Genomic DNA, 17,122 nt, shown 5'->3' on the forward strand with positions numbered 1-17,122 from the left:
CGCAGGAGGCGCGCGCCCGCGTTTACGTCTGCTTCATCGCGATGCTTAAACTGCCATTCAAATTTGCCCGCCATCATCGCCTCCAACAAGCCGGCAAACGGCGACGGGGAAGAGTTGAACAGTGCACGATCCCGTGACGGGTCATGCACATCAGAGGTTGGACGGGAGCCGCGCTCGGGGGACGAGGCGGCATAAGAACAAAGGGGATGCGTGATGTTTCAGGGTACTTTCGATCTGGAGACGGCGACGCCGGTCGATGCGAGCGCGCTGTCGGACGTGCTGTTCGAGCGCGGGATCTATTGGGCGAGCGGCCGCTCCGGCATCGTCGATCTCGTCGCCGCGCACAAATGGTTCAATCTCGCCGCGCTGAAGGGCCGCAAGGACGCCGTGGCGCTGCGCCAGGAAATCGCCGGGCAGATGTCGGAGGCCGAGATCTCCGTCGCGCAGCGTGAGGCGAGAGCCTGGGTCTGCGCGCACTGAGCGTCACTTCGCTTGGGAACCGGACCTTGACCGGGCGGCGCCACCGCGCCGAGGCGGCTTCAGGTCGAGGTTTGCACGGCAAACGAGGCCGGCGCTTCGCCCGCGCAATGCCTACGCCAGATTTCGTCGAATGCCTTTTCGATATCCCGCGTCATGCGGACAGTATCGAAAAGCGGCCAAGTGGTCCGGCGCGCCGCCAGCTTGCTCCTGAGCGCGACGCGAAGTTCGGAATCGTGCGCGATTCGAAGTGCCAAAGCCTCATATTCCTCCAGCGATCGCGTCACCAGCTCGGGAAGGCCTACGGCGTTCAGGAGACTGGCTGCAACGCGTCCGGCAAAAGTGGTCCCAAGGCACGTCAGGACCGGCAAGCCGGCCCACAGGGCGTCGCTGGCCCCGGTGTGGGCGTTGTAAGGCAATGTGTCCAGGAACAGATCGGCAACCTGGTGGCGCGCCAAATGCTCCTCAGCAGGGACGCGCGGAGCGAACACGATTCTCTCGGCGACAATCCCCCGCGCAACGGCTTCGCGCTTGAGATTCTCCATGGCGACCGGGTCACCATCTAGCAGCCAAAGGACGCTTCCGGGGGTCTTGTCGAGCAGCCGCATCCAGACGCCGAACAACGGGGGCGTGATCTTGGGGCTTCTGTTGAACGCGCAGTAGACGAACGCATCGTCCGCCAGTCCGAGCTGGCTCCGGCTCGGTGGCTTTGACGGGAGCGGTCGCTTCGCGTCGGTCGCCTGGTAGCTATTGGGAAGATAGATCACCTTCTCGGCGTAATAAGGCTGCTCTGCTTCGGGGATGACGATCCGGTCGGCCATGAGATAGTCGAAATAGGGGGCGCCCATCGTGCCGGGAAAGCCGAGATAGCTGACCTGGATAGGAGCCGGCCGGCGCGCAATGATTTTCGGCCGTGCACCGGCGGTGAAGCCGCCGAGATCGACGAGAACCTCGATCTCGAGCTGGCCGATCAGCTTGACGACGTCCTCGTCGGCAAGATCGCTGACATCTTCAAAACGTTCGAATGCGGCCCTCAGGCGGTTGCGCATCTGGCTGTCGTCGTCGGGCCCGTAGGAGATGGCGGTGACGTCGAAGCGCTCGCGGTCGTGCGCCTCGAAGATTCCGGCCATCAAATACGCGGTGGCATGACTGCGAAAATCGGCCGACATGTACGCGACCCGGAGCCGGGACGCCGGTCTCGGCGTTCCGGGCCTGGCGGCACCCCCGTCGGGGGTCACCTTGGCGACATAGGCCTTCGCGCAGGTCAATTGGCGTGCAGGCGATGAGGAGACATGAAAGAAGGTGAAGGGATCGACCGGCACGCCTGCCTCGGCAGCGTCTTCCATGGTGGCCTGTTCACGTTCGAAGCTGCTCCAGTCGGCGCGCTTCCGCTTGCAAGCAACGAGGTTGCTCAGCGCAAACGGGAACGTCTTATCAAGTGCGACCGTTCGTTCCAGAGCCACGATCGCTTCGTCGTCTCGCCCCAGCTGGCCAAGAACCTCAGACAACGCGAAATGGTTCTGTGGGTCGGCCGGTGCAAGCTCGATGGCGCGGGCGTAGCTGTCACGCGCTTCCTCGAGTCGACCAAGCTGCTGCAACGCGCTGCCTCGGTTGGCGAACGCGGCGCTCGACGGTGCGATCGCAATGGCGCGATCAAACTCGGCTATGGCGTCGCGAACCTGCTGCCGTGCAATGAGGATCGCTCCGCGATTGAGATGCGCGTCCGCGAAGTTCGGAGCCAGGGCGATTACTTTCGCAAGCCAGACGAGCGCATCGTCCGGCTTGTCCAGCGCGCGCAGCACGTTGGCATAGTTGAAAAGAACGTCGGGATTGCCGGGGTCGACGCGTGCAGCCTTCTTCAGCAAAGGCTCGGCATCCGCAAAATGGCCGCGCTGGGCGTGCAACAGCCCCAGCATATGGAGCGCGACGGCATGCGTTCTGCTTCCCTTCAGAATGGTCGTGTAGGCCCGTTCCGCTTCCGACAGATTGCCCGAACGGTGCGCCGCAATTGCCTGGTCCAGAATAGCTGACGGATGGAGTGAGGAGGGGGCCGAGGCTCCCTTGTTGCGGCCTTGTTGCGACATGCAATGGGTTCTCGACCCGACGTAGGGGGGTCTGTGCTCGGGCGAAATGGTGCAAAAACTCTAGTCACCTTTGCCGGCGAGAACAACGGCCGCGCCGCCTGCGCTCATTCGCACGGGCGGACGCGCTTGCGCTGGAGCAAGTTTCTTCTTCATGGCGTCGCCTAGAATCCGACGGCATGAGCAACCAGGCTACGAATGGACGATGGCTGCCGATTCAGATCGCTCCCGACGAGTGCGACCTGGAACTCGGGCGTCTGCACAAAACAGGTATTGTGCCATGGTCCTTTCCATGCCGGCGTAAGGGCGGCATCTGGTTCAATGTTTGGCGGATGAGGCCGTGCTGATAGCGCCCTCGCATTGGCGGGTCTGGCGATCCGGCATTTAGGTGGGGGCTCACATATATAAGGAGCGCGCGAATCGCGCGGGCTCGCCGCCCTCATCCTTGTGCGGAACTTTCGTACCGGCGTCGCCCATCGCCTTCCGCTGGACGCGCGCAGCGACCTTGATTCTGCTTCCGGGATTCTGGGGTGGCGGAGAGGGAGGGATTCGAACCCTCGATACAGCTTGAGACCGTATGACGCTTTAGCAAAGCGTTGCCTTCAGCCACTCGGCCACCTCTCCGGTGCGAGCCTTATGCATCTATTTGCTCGGGCTGGTCAATTTGGAAGCGCGTGTTTTCGCTCGAATATTCCCAGTGATTTGCGAAACCAGACGGGTTTGCGCTCGGATCAGGGCGTGGCGCTGAATTTTCGAGGAAATTCAAAGGTGCAAAGAAGGACTAGCACCTCTGCGTCCTCGCTCGCCGAGCTGTCCGGCCCGATTATCCCGCCAGCGTGACTTCCATATAGAGAGTGACGGCGAGCCCCGGACGGCGGAGGTATTTGCAGGCTGCCTGGGTCAGTTTGCGCGGCGGGGAGGCGGGTCGATGCCTGCCAATTGAGTCTCCTTCTGATTCCACGATTCGAGCGCCTCAAAGCTGGCTCAAGCCGAGCTTTCGCGCGCGGCGCCTCATGTGCGGAACTTTCATGGCATTTGGAACCGCTCCGAAAACGTCAATGTAAACAATGCGTTACGAGAGCGGTTTGATCACATCTGCGTGTTATTTGTGCAACACCCGTTGGAAAACACGCTGCACCGGCCCGTTTCGGAGCGTTCTCTTGTTGTGTGTGCAAGGACGTTCGGTAATTGTGACTGAGCGACGGAGGGGGGCATCCCGAGGTCGTCCCGTTTAGGTCATTCGCTTAAGTCCCTCGCGTTCATGCGGGTGTGTCCGAAGACGCGAAGGGGCCGAAAGCGGTGATTTAGAGGGGGTTGGGGAATTGGCCGTCCGGTCAGTGACCTTCCCTGAAGAGCAACTTGGAGGTTTAACATGAAGTTGGTTAAGAGCCTTTTGCTCGGCTCAGCGGCGGGTCTGATCGCCGTGGGCGGAGCTCAGGCAGCCGATCTCCCCGTGAAGGCCAAGGCGGTCGAGTACGTGAAGATCTGCTCCCTGTACGGTGCTGGATTCTACTACATCCCGGGCACCGACACCTGCATCAAGTTCGGCGGCTATCTGCGTGCCGACATGCTGTTTAACACGAACAGCGACTACGGCATTGGCCAGGGTGCTCCCGGCGGCGCCAACAACCGTCTGGACAACTACTACCAGACCCGCGCTCGTTTGGACTTCACCATCGATACCCGTACGGCAACCGAGTATGGCGTGGTTCGCACCTACGCCGATACGGTTTTCAGCTGGGATGCCACCTCGGTGACCGGCAGCGCCCCGTCTGCCTTCTCGGTCGGTTCGGCTTCGCTCGGCCTCTACCATGCGTTCATCCAGTTCGCTGGTTTCACCTTCGGCCGCACGGTTTCGATCTTCGACGCACCGTGGCAGAGCTATCCGGCTGGCGGTCCCGACTTCCTTCCGGGCGGCAGCAACAACGTCACCGGTGTGAACCAGGTCGCCTACACGGCTGATTTCGGCCAGGGCATCACGGGTTCGGTCGCGTTGCAGGATATGACGACCGCTGCTGGCGGCCAGTCGAACCTTTGGAACGCGAGCGTGACCGGCGTTGCGGGTGCAGTGGGTGGCTTCGCCACGACTGCAGCTGCGGGCGCTGCCTTCATCCAGGGCATCTACGGTGTCAACGATTGGGGTGGCACGCGCATGCCCGACATCGTCGGTCAGGTCCGTGTCGATCAGGCTTGGGGTCTGTTCCAGATCTCGGCGGCGGCGCACGAACTCCACTCAGCTTATTACGGTACGACGGAGCTCACGGGCCATCCGTCGGACAAGTGGGGCTGGGCGGTGCAAGGTGCCTTGTCGATCAAGAACATCCCGACTGGTGCGGGTGACTCGATCAACTTGCAGGCGGTCTACACCGACGGTGCTTCGCGGTACAACTTCCAGAGCCTGTTCCCGCAGACCATCTTCATCTACGGCGGCAGCGGCATCGCTTATCAGAGCATCGGCTTCGCCGGTATCGCTGATGGCGTGTTCGGTTCCGGTCTCGGTATCGAGACCGTCAAGACCTGGGGCTTCCGCGGTGGTTATACCCACAACTGGTCCCCGAACTGGGCGTCGGGCATCTACGGTGCTTATGCTTCGCTCCGCTACGGCGATCAAAGCAAGGCTCTGATCTGCGCCAACTTCGCTGCTGCTCTGGCCCCCGCCGCTGGCTCGACCTGTAACCCCGACTTCAACCTTGCGGTTATCGGCGGCAACTTGGTCTGGACTCCGGTCAAGGGTCTCGCCTTCACGGCTGACGTGAGCTACGTCTGGCTCGACCAGAAGCACTCTGGCGTTGTCACGGGCGCCAACACGGCCAACCTGGCTGTTGCCAAGCCCGCAGCCACCTACGAGCTGAAGGATCAGGGCAACCTGCAGATGCTCCTGCGCGCTCAGCGCAACTTCTAAGATCGACCCTAGGTTGATCCATGAACCCCGGCAGGAAACTGCCGGGGTTTTTCTTTGGAGCGTAGCGCTTCGCTTAACGTGCGGACCTTGTTGGCTCGCAAGCTGGAATGTCGGCAAAGTGCTATCAAACTACCATCTCAGGCCCTTCCACTCCTTGAAGGCATAGGTCGGGTTGAGACCGCAGGCATCGATTGTGCCCGACGCGGTCGCCATGCACTGGCTGTAATTGGACAACTGGCAGTTGCCAGGATTCTCCCAACGCCGTTCTTGCAGGCAATAGCGATCCTGGATGCCGGTTACCTGTGGCTGGGCAGGATGGCGGTTCTTGCCGAAGGGGGGAGCCGCCGGTCGCGAGGCCCGACGAGATCACGGCTGCGAACAGGAACGCACCGACCACGCGCAGCGTGACACGTTCCCAGCCTTGTGAGGCATAAGCTAACCGGTGCGTGGGAACGCTTGGCGCAATCCTATCGTCAGGTCGCTGGCGCCGTCGACGAATCCTGCCGAGCCCTGCCCAGCAACCAGGCTTTGATTCTAACGGGCCATCGACGCCCGTTACTGCACGCTGACGGCGCCGCGGCGCAGATCGGCTTCGATCTGCAAGCGGGTGCCGCCGCCGAAACGGGCGCGGTAGACTTGAAGGTTTTCCATGATCCGCTGCACATAGTTGCGCGTCTCGGAGAACGGAATCAGCTCGACCCAGTCGACGGCATCGACCTTGGGGTCGCGCGGATCGCCGTAACGCTCGACCCACTTCTTCACGCTGCCGCGGCCGGCATTGTAGGCGGCGAAGGTCATGATGTAGGAGCCGCGATAATCCTCGAGCAGTCCGCCGAGCTCGGCCGAGCCGAGCGTGGCGTTGTAGACGGAGTCGTTCTTCAGCCGCCCGAGGTCGTAGGTTGCGCCGTGGCGCTTGCAGACGTAGCGGGCGGCATCCGGCGTCACCTGCATCAGCCCGTAGGCCTGCGCCGGCGAGACCACCGACGGGTTGAACGCGCTCTCCTGCCGCGCAATCGCATAGATGATGCTGCGTTCGACCTCGGGGCCGATCGGCGTGAACTGAGGGATGCCGTTGACGGGGTAGGCGTAGAAGTCGAACGGGAGGCCGCGGTTGAGCGCGGCCTTGCCGAGCAGCAGCATGCCGCGCGCGTCGCTGTAGCGCTGGGTGAGCTCGCCGAGGCCCGCGAGCGCCTCGGGATCGCCGTTCTCGCCCATGTCGGCGAGCAGCGGTATCGCGAACTCGCGCTCGTCCAGCTCGTAGAGCAGTTGCGCGGCGCGCACGATCTCGAGCCGCTCGGCGCCGCGACCGCGCGGCTGGCTGTTGAGCTCGATCTGCGGCAGGCCGAGCTTTGCGCGCGCGAGCTGGCCGTAATAGCTGGTCGATTGCTCGGCCGCCCGCGCATAGGCATTGCGTGCCTCCTGCTGGCGGCCCATCGCCTCGGCAGCGCGGCCCTGCCAATAGCCGGCACGCGCCAGCGCGGTGGGATTGACGCTGCCGACGCCGATGCGAGCAAAATGCTGGGCGGCGGTCGCGGGATCGTTGAGGAAGCGCAGCGCGATCCAGCCGGCGGTGAACTCCTGCTCGGTCTTGTAGATGTCGCGCGAGGGCAGGGCGGCGTCGCGCGCGATCAGATAGGCGCTGCGGAATTCCTCGGTGTCGATCATCTTGCGCGCCAGGAGGCGCCGCTCGATCCACCATTCATCGAGATTGTGGAGGCGACCCGGATCCTTCGGCGCCGACAGCATCAGCTGGGCGGCTTCAGTGAACTTCTCCTCGCGGCGCAGCAGCTGGATCTTGCTGAAGATGAAGCCTGGATCGCCGTGCAGCTCGCGCGGCACGGCATCGAGCAGCGCCCGCGCGTTCGGCGCTTTCTTGACCGCGGCGATGCGGGCCTTGGCGAGCGCGACATAGCCGGCGCCGAGACGCTTGGCGGCGCGTAGCGCCGCCTCGTTCTCGCTGCCGTAGAGCAGGTTGTCCATCCGCGCTTTCTGGTCGCCTGGCGTGAGCAGGGCGCCGAACTGGTCGAGCGCGTTGTTCTCGGTGTCCTCCGACATCGGATCGGCGCGCCAGGCGTCGCGCACCAGCCGCTCGGCATTGGCGCGGTCGCCGCGCGCCAGCATCGCCCTGGCCAGCGTGAAGCGTCCCTTGGCGGAGATCGGCGACTCGTTCTCGAACCACGACCACGCGACCGACTCGTCGCGCCTGTCGTCCCACATCGCGGCCTCGAGCCGCCGGCGCAGGAAGGTCTGCGACGGCCAGCTCGGATTGGCTGAGAGGAAGGCGCGATAGCGTTCCACGGTCGCGCCGTTGTCCTCGCTGCGCAGGATGATCCATTCGGCGAGCTTTCGCGCGACCGGATCGGAGATGCCGGCCGCGGCATTGGTGGCGTCGCCGGCCTTGCGCTTACGCACGAGCTCGATGACGCTCTCCAGGGTGTCCTTGTCAGCCTGCGACGTCGACGATGTCGCAGCGACGGCGGCCGGGATGACCGGCTTGCGCGGCGCTGCATGCTGGCGTGTTGCAGGCGCCAGTATGGGAGCTGCGGCCGGTCTGGCTGGGGCCGGCGCAGTTGGTTTGACGGTGGCAGTCACGGCCGGGGCGGGGGCTGCCTTGGGCGGCGCGCCGCTCGCAGTCGGCGCTGCCTTTGGCGCGGAAGCAGGTGCCGTGGCAACGGGAGCGGTGGCCGCAGGCTTGGGTTTGTCTTTGGGCTTGTCCTTCGCCGGTTCCTTGCTGGCGTTCTTGCCGGCGTCCGGCTTCTTCGCGGCGTCCTTGGCGGGGGTGCCGAGCGTACCCTTTGCGGCCTTCGCGGCGTCCTTGCCGGTTCCCTTGGCTGTATCCTTCGCCGTTTCCTTGGTTGATCCTTTGGCCGGGCCATTCGAGGCGTCCTTGGCTGCTGGCTTGGCGGGATCCTTGGTCTCCGCGGCCGTCTCGTTGGACTTGGCGAACGCGGCGCAGTCCATCGACAGCCCGGCCATCAGGCACAATGCCATACTCAGGGATCGCCACGCGGCAGATGCAAAGGAGGTCACGGCGTTTCGTCGCCCCGAATCAGTGAAGTGGCTCAAGACCTAGCTGAATTTGCTTGAATATGCGGAGAAAATACCAACAGCCGCTTACCTCGGGCCGATTTGCACCAGCACCGCGGCAAAATCGCGGCCTAAACCCAGCCTGGCACCGACCCCGGGTCTTTTACCGGCCGGATAGACCCGATATGAAGGGGGCTTGCTCAAGAGATCGCCGCGTACGGAGGAAGTCCATGGCAGCCAAGACGAAATTCCGAGGGTCGTTCACCGCCTTGGTCACCCCGTTCAAGAACGGCTCGCTCGACGAGGCGGCATTCCGCTCCCTGGTCAATTGGCAGATCTCCGAGGGCACCAATGGCCTCGTTCCGGTCGGCACTACGGGCGAGAGCCCGACGCTCAGCCATGACGAGCACAAGAAGGTCGTGGAATGGTGCATCGCTGAAGCCAAGGGCCGCGTGCCCGTCATCGCCGGCGCCGGCTCCAACTCGACCAAGGAGGCGATCGAGCTCTCCCAGCACGCCGAAAAGGCGGGCGCGGACGCCGTGCTGATCGTCACGCCCTATTACAACAAGCCGACGCAAGAAGGCATGTACCAGCACTTCAAGGCGATCAACGATGCGATCGGCATTCCGATCATCATCTACAACATCCCACCGCGCTCGGTGATCGACATGTCGGTCGACACCATGAAGCGGCTGTGGGAGCTGAAGAACATCGCCGGGGTCAAGGACGCCACCGCCAGCATGGTCCGCGTGTCGCAGCAGCGCGCGGCGATGGGCGAGGACTTCAACCAGCTCTCGGGCGAGGACGCCACCATCATCGGCTACATGGCCCATGGCGGCCATGGCTGCATCTCGGTGACCTCGAACGTCGCGCCGCGCCTGTGCTCGGAGTTCCACGCCGCCTGGCAGAAGGGCGACACCAAGGCGGCGCTCGCGATCCACGACAAGCTGATGCCGCTGCACAACAACCTCTTCATCGAGAGCAATCCGGCGCCGATCAAGTACGCGATGTCGCTGCTCGGCAAGCTGGACGAGACGCTGCGGCTGCCGATGGTTCCGGTGTCCGAGCCGACGCGGGTTGCGGTGCGCAGCGCGATGGTTCACGCCGGCCTGGTCAACTGACGCATTACCGTTCGGGGGAGCCTTTCATGAGCGTGGAGGAAAAGGGCGCGCGGATCCTCAAGGAGTTCCGCGAGTTCGCCATGAAGGGCAACGTCGTCGATCTCGCGGTCGGCGTCATCATCGGCGCGGCCTTCGGCGGGATCGTCACCTCGCTGGTCGGTGACGTCATCATGCCGATCGTCGGCGCGGTCACCGGTGGCCTCGACTTCTCGAACTACTTCATCCCCTTGTCGAAGGCGGTCACCGCCACCAACTTGGCGGATGCGAAAAAGCAAGGCGCCGTCCTTGCTTACGGCAGCTTCCTGACACTGACGATCAACTTCATCATCGTCGCCTTCGTGCTGTTCCTGGTAATCCGCGCCATGAACACGCTGAAGCGCAAGGAGGAGGCGGCGCCCGCCGCTCCGCCAAAGCCGTCGGCCGAGGTCGAGCTGCTGACCGAGATCCGCGATCTCCTCAAGAAGTGACGCGCCCACTTCATCCGAACTGTTAGAATCCGAGCGCATCTCGATCAGGTTTGCCCGTCATGGCCGATAAGAACGAACGTCCGATCAAGGTGATGGCGGAAAATCGCAAGGCGCGTTTCAACTACGCCATCGAGGACACGATCGAGGCGGGCATTGCGCTGACCGGCACTGAGGTCAAGTCGATCCGCAACGGCAAGAGCACGATCGCGGAATCCTATGCCGATTCCAAGAACGGCGAGATCTGGCTGATCAACGCCACCATTCCCGAATACCTGCAGGGCAACCGCTTCAACCACGAGCCCAAGCGGCCGCGAAAGCTGCTGCTCCACCGCCGCCAGATCAACAAGCTGATCGGCGCGGTCGACCGCGAGGGCATGACGCTGATCCCGCTCAAGCTTTACTTCAACGAGCGCGGCCGGGCCAAGCTGCAGCTGGCGGTTGCGAAGGGCAAGAAGCTGCACGACAAGCGCGAGTCCGAGAAGAAGCGCGACTGGAGCCGGGAGAAGGGCAGGCTGCTGCGGGCGAGGGGATGACGACCTGCTCGAGGTCGACTGGAGCCAGATTCCCGCGCCTTCCGACGATGGCGCCGCCGCGCATCTCGAAGGCATGACGTTGCCGCCGATTGGCCTGCTCGCGACCGACGACACATCGGTCACCCTGTCGGCTTTGCGCGGCCGCACCGTGGTGTTCGCCTATCCCCGCACCGGCGAGCCCGGCAAGATCGCGCTGGTCGACGATTGGGACATGATCCCCGGAGCGCGCGGCTGCACGCCCCAGACCTGCGCCTTTCGCGATCTCTACGCCGAGCTGAAGGCCGCCGGCGCCGCGCATGTGTTCGGCCTCTCGACCCAGAGCAACGACTATCAGATCGAGATGGCGTCGCGCCTGCATCTGCCGTTCCCGGTGCTTTCGGACGAGAAGCTGGCGCTGACGCGCGCCTTGAACTTGCCGACCATGGAGGTCGCGGGCCTGACGCTGATCAAGCGCCTCGCGCTTGTTATCGACGACGCCAGGATCACGCACGTGTTCTATCCGGTGTTTCCGCCCGACCGGAACGCCGGCGACGTGCTGGCCTGGCTCAAGGCAAATCCCGTCAATAAGGCGCGATGCGATTAGGATGAATCGTCATCGCGCTTTAGCTTATTGTTTGAGCATGATCTTTTCGGAAAACCGCTACGCACTTTTCCGGATCATGCTCTAGCTAATCGAGATCCGCCTTCACCTTCGCGAACACGGATCTGAACATGTCTGGCGTCAGCACGCCGGTGTTCGTGTTGTAGCGGGAGCAGTGATAGCTGTCGTAGAGCCTGAACGCGCCGGCCTGATGCACCGCGCCGTGGCCGAAGGGGGCTTGCGAGGCCTTCAAATTCAGCGGCTTGAGCACGCTGTCGTGCGCAATTCGCCCGAGCGCGACGATAGCGCGCAGCTTCGGCATCGTCGCCAGATTGGCCACGAGAAACTGGCGGCAGGTGTTGATCTCGATCGGCAGCGGCTTGTTCTGCGGCGGCACGCAATGCACGGCATTGGCGATCCGGCAGTCGACGAGTTTCAGGCCGTCGTCGGGACGCGCCTGATAGGTGCCCCTCGCAAAGCCGTATTCGATCAGCGTGGCATAGAGCAGGTCGCCGGCATAATCGCCCGTGAACGGCCGCCCCGTGCGGTTGGCGCCCTGCATTCCCGGGGCGAGGCCCACGATCAGGAGGCGGGCCTTGATGTCGCCGAAGGGCGCAACCGGCGCATTGTGCCACGAGGGCTCGCGCGCGCGGTTCGCCTCGCGGAAGGCGACCAGGCGCGGGCAGAGCGGGCAGTCACGGTCGGGAACGATTGTGAGAGGCTGGCGGCTTGACCGGGCCGCCTCACTCCTCGAAGTCGTCATCGCCCCTCGGCGCCGTCGTGGTCGCGCGCTGGAGGAATTGCGGGGCGTGGTGGCGTTCACCACGCTCGCCGCGGTCACGCGGGGCGGGGCGCTCGGACGGATCGCGGCCGAGCTTGGATTGCAGCTCGACGAGGTCGGTGAAGACGTCGGCCTGGCGGCGCAGCTCGTCGGCGATCATCGGCGGCTGGCTGGCGATGGTGGAGACCACCGTGACCCGCACGCCGCGGCGCTGGACGGCCTCGACCAGGGAGCGGAAGTCGCCGTCACCCGAGAACAGCACCATCTGGTCGATGTGCTCGGCGAGCTCCATGGCGTCGACGGCGAGCTCGATGTCCATGTTGCCCTTCACCTTGCGGCGCCCGGAGGCGTCGATGAATTCCTTGGTCGCCTTGGTGACGACCGTGTAGCCGTTGTAGTCCAGCCAGTCGATCAGCGGGCGGATCGAGGAGTATTCCTGGTCCTCGATGATGGCGGTGTAATAGAACGCCCGCAATAACGTCCCGCGGCTCTGAAACTCCTTCAGCAGGCGCTTGTAGTCGATGTCGAAGCCGAGGGTTTTCGCCGTCGCGTAGAGATTGGCCCCGTCGATGAAGAGCGCGATCTTGTTGGTAGGAGAAGGTGACATTCAGTTTGCTCGCGTAGCGTTCGTGATTGATCGTTTTTTGTTGGCGCGGCGACAACAGGCCGCGCAGTTCTAGAGTGCCGCAGAAACCCGTCGAAACCGCAAATCCGGAGAAGTCGGGGCAATCAAGGTATAGTTATGGCGGACTTGCATACACCCCGGGGCCGCCCCCAACGGCAGCCCGGAAAACCACCCGTCCCAGCCCCAATGTGGGGGTAGCAGAGCGGTTTGGCGAGGCCAAATCACAAAATGGTCTTGCGAAACCGTCCCGGCCCCTATAACTAGCCCCAATCATCCACATATTTCGTCCCACCCACAACGGAGCGACAGTCCATGGCTCGCGTCACCGTAGAAGATTGTATCGACAAGGTCGACAACCGGTTTGACTTGGTCCTGCTGGCCGCCCACCGTGCCCGCATGATTTCATCCGGTTCACAACTAACGGTTGACCGCGATAACGACAAGAACCCTGTTGTGTCTTTGCGTGAAATTGCCGAGACGACGATCTCGCCGGAGGACCTCCGCGAGGAGCTGGTCCACTCGTTGCAGAAGTTCGTCGAGGTGGACGAGCCCGAGCCGGATACAGTGCCGCTGATCGGTTCCGCGGGGGCAAGCGTCGATGCCGACGACACCGAGGTCGCCGTGGAGCGCATGACCGAGGAGGAGCTGCTGAAGGGCCTGGAAGGCCTCGCGCCTCCCGAGGAGCAGCCCGAGGAAGACGAGTAATTCCTCCATCGCGATCATCTTCTTCTTGTGATCATATCAAAGGCCCGAACGATGGTTCGGGCCTTTGCTTTTGTTGACCTTTTCGTGGTTACCATAGCGCTGCGGTCGGTGCTTGGCCCTGTCACTGAATTGATCGGACACGAGCGCGATCGGAGTTAGGATGTATGCAGCGGGCCGGCTCAAGCCCGTTTGAAGGCAGGACGGCATGGTATATCGGCGCCGCAGATCCACGCAGATGCAGGCCGCAACCGAATCGGTTGCCGTGGCCCCGACTGCGCCGGTCGCGCGCCCCGCCAGGCCTCGCGCCCGGATGATGCGTCAATATGACCTCGTCGAGCGCGTCAGGTCCTACAATCCCAACACCAACGAAGACCTGCTGAACCGTGCCTACGTCTACGCCATGAAGGCCCACGGCTCGCAGACCCGCGCCTCGGGCGATCCGTATTTCTCGCATCCGCTCGAGGTGGCTGCGATTCTCACCGACCTCAAGCTCGACGACGCCACCATCGTGGCGGCGCTGCTGCACGACACGATCGAGGACACCGAGGCGACGCGGGCCGAGATCGACCAGATCTTCGGCTCGGAGATCGGCGCGCTGGTCGATGGCCTGACCAAGCTGAAGCGGCTCGAGCTGGTCTCGCGGGAGGCTAAGCAGGCCGAGAATCTGCGCAAATTGTTGCTGGCCATTGCCGACGATGTCCGCGTGCTTCTGGTCAAGCTCGCCGACCGTCTGCACAACATGCGCACGCTGGACTTCGTGCCGACGGAATCGCGCCGGCGCATCGCCGAGGAGACGCTCGACATCTATGCGCCGTTGGCGGGGCGCATGGGCATGCAGGAAATGCGCGAGGAGCTGGAGGATCTGTCCTTCCGCACCCTCGATCCCGAAGCCTATTCGGTGGTGATGCAGCGGCTCGACGCGCTGGCTGAGCGCAACCGCAACCTGATCGGCGAGATCGAGGACCAGCTCTCCAACAATCTGCGCCACCGTGGCTTGGGGGCGCGGGTCTATGGCCGGCGCAAGAAGCCGTTCTCGATCTGGACCAAGATGGAGCGCAAGTCGGTCGGCTTCGAGCAATTGTCCGACATCTTCGGCTTCCGCCTCGTCGTCAGCGACGTCGAGGCCTGCTATCGCGCGCTCGGGATCGTCCACACCACCTGGCCGGTCGTGCCCGGACGTTTCAAGGACTATATCTCGACGCCGAAGCAGAACGACTACCGCTCGATCCACACCACGGTGATCGGCCCCGGCAACCAGCGCGTCGAGCTGCAGATCCGCACCGAGGCGATGGACCAGATCGCCGAGCGCGGCATCGCCGCGCACGTTTTCTACAAGGAGGGCGTGGGTTCGCCGACCGAATTCCTCAAGCGCGAGTCCAACGCGTTCGCCTGGCTGCGCCACACCATCGGCATCCTCTCGGAAAGCGCGAACCCGGAGGAATTCCTCGAGCACACCAAGCTCGAGCTGTTCCACGACCAGGTGTTCTGCTTCACCCCGAAGGGCAAGCTGATCGCGCTGCCGCGCCATGCCAACGTGATCGACTTCGCCTATGCGGTGCATACCGACGTCGGCAACAGCGCGGTGGGCTGCAAGATCAACGGCAAGTTCGCGCCGCTGTCCTCGGAGCTTCAGAACGGCGACGAGGTCGAGGTGCTGACCTCGGAGGCGCAGTCCGCGCCGCCCTCGGCCTGGGAAACGCTCGCCGTCACCGGCAAGGCGCGTGCCGCGATCCGCCGCGCCACGCGCACCGCGGTGCGGGATCAATATGTCGGGCTCGGCCGGCGCATCGTCGAGCGCCTGTTCGAGCGCGCCAAGATCGAATACGCCGACGACAAGCTCAAGGGCGCGCTGCCGCGGCTCGCGCGCACCTCGATCGAGGACGTCATGGCGGCGGTCGGGCGCGGCGAGATCAAGGCCTCCCATGTCGCGCGTGCGATGTACCCGGATTACAAGGAGGAGCGCATCGCGCGCTACGGCGTCAAGAAGGGCCTTGCCGCCAAGCTCAAGGAGAAGGGGGTCTCCGAACAGTCGCGCAGCCCGGTCGCGATCCCGATCCGCGGCATCAATTCCGACCTTCCGGTGAAGTTCGCGCCGAACGGCGGCGCCGTCCCCGGCGATCGCATTGTCGGCATCGTCACGCCGGGCGAGGGCATCACGATCTATCCGATCCAGGCGCCGGCCCTGAAGGATTTCGAGGAGGAGCCGGAGCGCTGGCTCGACGTCCGCTGGGACATCGAGGATTCCGCGCCGCAGCGCTTCCCGGCCCGCATCAAGGTCGAGAACGTCAATGAGCCCGGCGCGCTGGCGCAGATCGCGACCGTGATCGCCGAGCACGACGGCAACATCGACAACATCAGCATGCAGCGCCGCTCGCCCGATTTCACGGAGACGACGATCGATCTCGAAGTCTACGACTTGAAGCACCTCAGCGCGATCCTGGCCCAGCTGCGCGCGAAGGCGGTCGTCGCCAAAGTCGAACGTGTTAATGGATAGGCGCATCTCGCATGCGCCGTTCCCTCTGATTTCGCGAGTTCTGAAATGCCCGCACCTCCGCTCCGCCTCGGCGTCAATATCGATCACGTCGCAACCGTGCGTAACGCGCGCGGCGGCCGCCATCCCGATCCGGTGCGCGCCGCGCTGCTCGCGATCGAGGCCGGCGCCGACGGCATCACCGCACATTTGCGCGAGGACCGCCGGCACATCCGCGACGAGGACATGGCGCGCCTGAAGGCGGAGATCTCCAAGCCGCTCAATTTCGAGATGGCCGCGACGGACGACATGATGCGGATCTCGCTCGCCACCAAGCCGCACGCGGTGTGCCTGGTGCCGGAGCGGCGCCAGGAGGTGACGACCGAAGGCGGGTTGGACGTGGTCGGCCAGCGCAGCGCGCTCGCGCCCTATATCGCGCGGCTGAGCGAGGCCGGCATCCGCGTCTCGCTGTTCATTGCGGCCGATCCCGCCCAGATCGAGATGGCGGCACGGCTGCGCGCCCCTGTGATCGAGATCCACACCGGTGCCTGGTGCGATGCCGTCGTCGATGGCCACACCGACAAGGCCGAGGCTGAATGGCAGCGGATCGTGGCCGGGGTGAAGCTGGCGAAGGACGCGGGACTCGAGGTTCACGCCGGCCACGGGCTGGACTATGCGACGGCGGAGAAGATCGCGAGCTTGCCCGAAATCATGGAGCTGAACATCGGTTATTACATGATCGGCGAGGCGCTGTTCGTGGGGCTGGCCGAGACCGTGCGCAGCATGCGCGCGGCGATGGATCGTGGCCGGAGCCGGGCATGATCATCGGCATCGGCTCCGACCTGATCGACATCACCCGCGTCGCCAAGGTGATCGAGCGCCACGGCGAGCGTTTTCTCGACCGCATCTTCACCGCGGCCGAGCGCGCCAAGGCGGAACGGCGCGCCAAGAACGAGAAGATGGTGGTGGCGACCTACGCCAAGCGCTTCGCCGCCAAGGAGGCCTGCTCCAAGGCACTCGGCACCGGCATCAGGCGCGGCGTCTGGTGGCGCGACATGGGGGTGGTCAACCTGCCGGGCGGGCGGCCGACCATGCAGCTGACCGGCGGCGCGCTGGCCCGGCTCCGGGCCCTGACACCGGAGGGGTTCGAGGCGCGGATCGACCTTTCGATCACCGACGACTGGCCGCTGGCGCAGGCTTTTGTCGTCATTTCCGCCGTCCCGCTGCCGAAACCTTGATCGCGGTTCGGGCGTTTTGTGATTTTCTTTATAAATCAATATCTTAATCAGTTTTGATGCGATCCTTGATTGCGTGGCCTCCGACAACCGTCTAAAAGTCCGCGAACGCAAATCA

15 protein-coding genes and 1 tRNA gene are annotated in these 17,122 nt (G+C 64.0%); 10 read left to right on the plus strand and 6 right to left on the minus strand.

Going from position 1 to position 17,122, the window contains the following annotated elements:
- Positions 1–213 precede the first annotated feature (213 nt).
- Positions 214–480 carry a hypothetical protein gene (locus tag I6F31_RS29875; protein ID WP_036025525.1) on the plus strand — a complete coding sequence of 89 codons (267 nt, stop codon included), beginning with the start codon at positions 214–216 and terminating at the stop codon, positions 478–480.
- A 59-nt stretch (positions 481–539) separates the two neighbouring features.
- Here the strand turns inward: I6F31_RS29875 and I6F31_RS29880 are convergent, their stop codons facing one another.
- Together I6F31_RS29880 and I6F31_RS29885 are read right to left on the minus strand one after the other, a co-directional pair.
- Positions 540–2,561, minus strand: a complete 2,022-nt coding sequence (locus tag I6F31_RS29880) for a tetratricopeptide repeat protein (protein ID WP_225186538.1) — start codon at positions 2,559–2,561, stop codon at positions 540–542.
- 528 nt (positions 2,562–3,089) lie between these two features.
- Positions 3,090–3,182 (minus strand) — tRNA-Ser (locus I6F31_RS29885).
- 748 nt (positions 3,183–3,930) lie between these two features.
- On the opposite strand from I6F31_RS29885, the gene I6F31_RS29890 reads away from it, so the two are divergent.
- Positions 3,931–5,460, plus strand: a complete 1,530-nt coding sequence (locus I6F31_RS29890; RefSeq protein WP_225113869.1) for a porin — start codon at positions 3,931–3,933, stop codon at positions 5,458–5,460.
- A 129-nt stretch (positions 5,461–5,589) separates the two neighbouring features.
- Here I6F31_RS29890 and I6F31_RS29895 read toward each other — a convergent pair whose 3' ends face one another.
- Both I6F31_RS29895 and I6F31_RS29900 read right to left on the minus strand, forming a co-directional pair.
- Positions 5,590–5,751: a DUF3551 domain-containing protein gene (locus tag I6F31_RS29895; protein ID WP_109143524.1), complete on the minus strand. Its 162-nt coding sequence runs from the start codon at positions 5,749–5,751 to the stop codon at positions 5,590–5,592.
- Between the two features lie 264 nt (positions 5,752–6,015).
- Complete coding sequence (locus I6F31_RS29900) at positions 6,016–8,436, minus strand: transglycosylase SLT domain-containing protein (RefSeq protein ID WP_225148427.1); 2,421 nt, start codon at positions 8,434–8,436, stop codon at positions 6,016–6,018.
- Between the two features lie 281 nt (positions 8,437–8,717).
- On the opposite strand from I6F31_RS29900, the gene dapA reads away from it, so the two are divergent.
- The 4 genes from dapA (at position 8,718) to I6F31_RS29920 (ending at position 11,191) form a co-directional block, all read left to right on the plus strand.
- Positions 8,718–9,608 carry a 4-hydroxy-tetrahydrodipicolinate synthase gene (gene dapA, locus I6F31_RS29905; RefSeq protein WP_036015047.1) on the plus strand — a complete coding sequence of 297 codons (891 nt, stop codon included), beginning with the start codon at positions 8,718–8,720 and terminating at the stop codon, positions 9,606–9,608.
- Positions 9,609–9,634: 26 nt separating this feature from the next.
- On the plus strand, positions 9,635–10,075 hold the full coding sequence (gene mscL / locus I6F31_RS29910; protein ID WP_225148417.1) for a large conductance mechanosensitive channel protein MscL: 441 nt from the start codon (positions 9,635–9,637) through the stop codon (positions 10,073–10,075).
- Positions 10,076–10,134: 59 nt separating this feature from the next.
- Positions 10,135–10,608, plus strand: coding sequence for an SsrA-binding protein SmpB (smpB, locus tag I6F31_RS29915; RefSeq protein ID WP_025036727.1), 474 nt, complete (start codon positions 10,135–10,137; stop codon positions 10,606–10,608).
- A gap of 73 nt (positions 10,609–10,681) precedes the next feature.
- Positions 10,682–11,191 carry a peroxiredoxin gene (locus tag I6F31_RS29920; RefSeq protein ID WP_225186539.1) on the plus strand — a complete coding sequence of 170 codons (510 nt, stop codon included), beginning with the start codon at positions 10,682–10,684 and terminating at the stop codon, positions 11,189–11,191.
- Positions 11,192–11,276: 85 nt separating this feature from the next.
- On the opposite strand, the gene I6F31_RS29925 is transcribed toward I6F31_RS29920, so the two are convergent.
- The gene (locus I6F31_RS29925) at positions 11,277–11,951 is read right to left on the minus strand and encodes a uracil-DNA glycosylase (protein WP_036025518.1); all 675 of its coding nucleotides are present in this window, start codon (positions 11,949–11,951) and stop codon (positions 11,277–11,279) included.
- Positions 11,932–12,576 carry an NYN domain-containing protein gene (locus I6F31_RS29930; protein WP_036015038.1) on the minus strand — a complete coding sequence of 215 codons (645 nt, stop codon included), beginning with the start codon at positions 12,574–12,576 and terminating at the stop codon, positions 11,932–11,934. The genes I6F31_RS29925 and I6F31_RS29930 overlap by 20 nt, the downstream gene beginning before the upstream one ends.
- A 330-nt stretch (positions 12,577–12,906) precedes the next feature.
- Here I6F31_RS29930 and rpoZ point away from each other — a divergent pair, with 330 nt between their 5' ends.
- From rpoZ to acpS, 4 genes are all read left to right on the plus strand, one after another.
- A complete protein-coding gene (gene rpoZ / locus I6F31_RS29935; RefSeq protein WP_007603391.1) occupies positions 12,907–13,299 on the plus strand; it encodes a DNA-directed RNA polymerase subunit omega in 393 nt (130 codons plus the stop codon).
- 205 nt (positions 13,300–13,504) lie between these two features.
- On the plus strand, positions 13,505–15,793 hold the full coding sequence (locus I6F31_RS29940; RefSeq protein ID WP_036015037.1) for a bifunctional (p)ppGpp synthetase/guanosine-3',5'-bis(diphosphate) 3'-pyrophosphohydrolase: 2,289 nt from the start codon (positions 13,505–13,507) through the stop codon (positions 15,791–15,793).
- Between the two features lie 45 nt (positions 15,794–15,838).
- On the plus strand, positions 15,839–16,591 hold the full coding sequence (locus I6F31_RS29945; protein ID WP_057029760.1) for a pyridoxine 5'-phosphate synthase: 753 nt from the start codon (positions 15,839–15,841) through the stop codon (positions 16,589–16,591).
- On the plus strand, positions 16,588–17,007 hold the full coding sequence (gene acpS / locus I6F31_RS29950) for a holo-ACP synthase (RefSeq protein ID WP_225148418.1): 420 nt from the start codon (positions 16,588–16,590) through the stop codon (positions 17,005–17,007). The genes I6F31_RS29945 and acpS overlap by 4 nt, the downstream gene beginning before the upstream one ends.
- Positions 17,008–17,122: the final 115 nt, after the last annotated feature.

This window comes from Bradyrhizobium sp. NBAIM01, assembly GCF_020194115.1.
Lineage (GTDB): Bacteria > Pseudomonadota > Alphaproteobacteria > Rhizobiales > Xanthobacteraceae > Bradyrhizobium > Bradyrhizobium yuanmingense.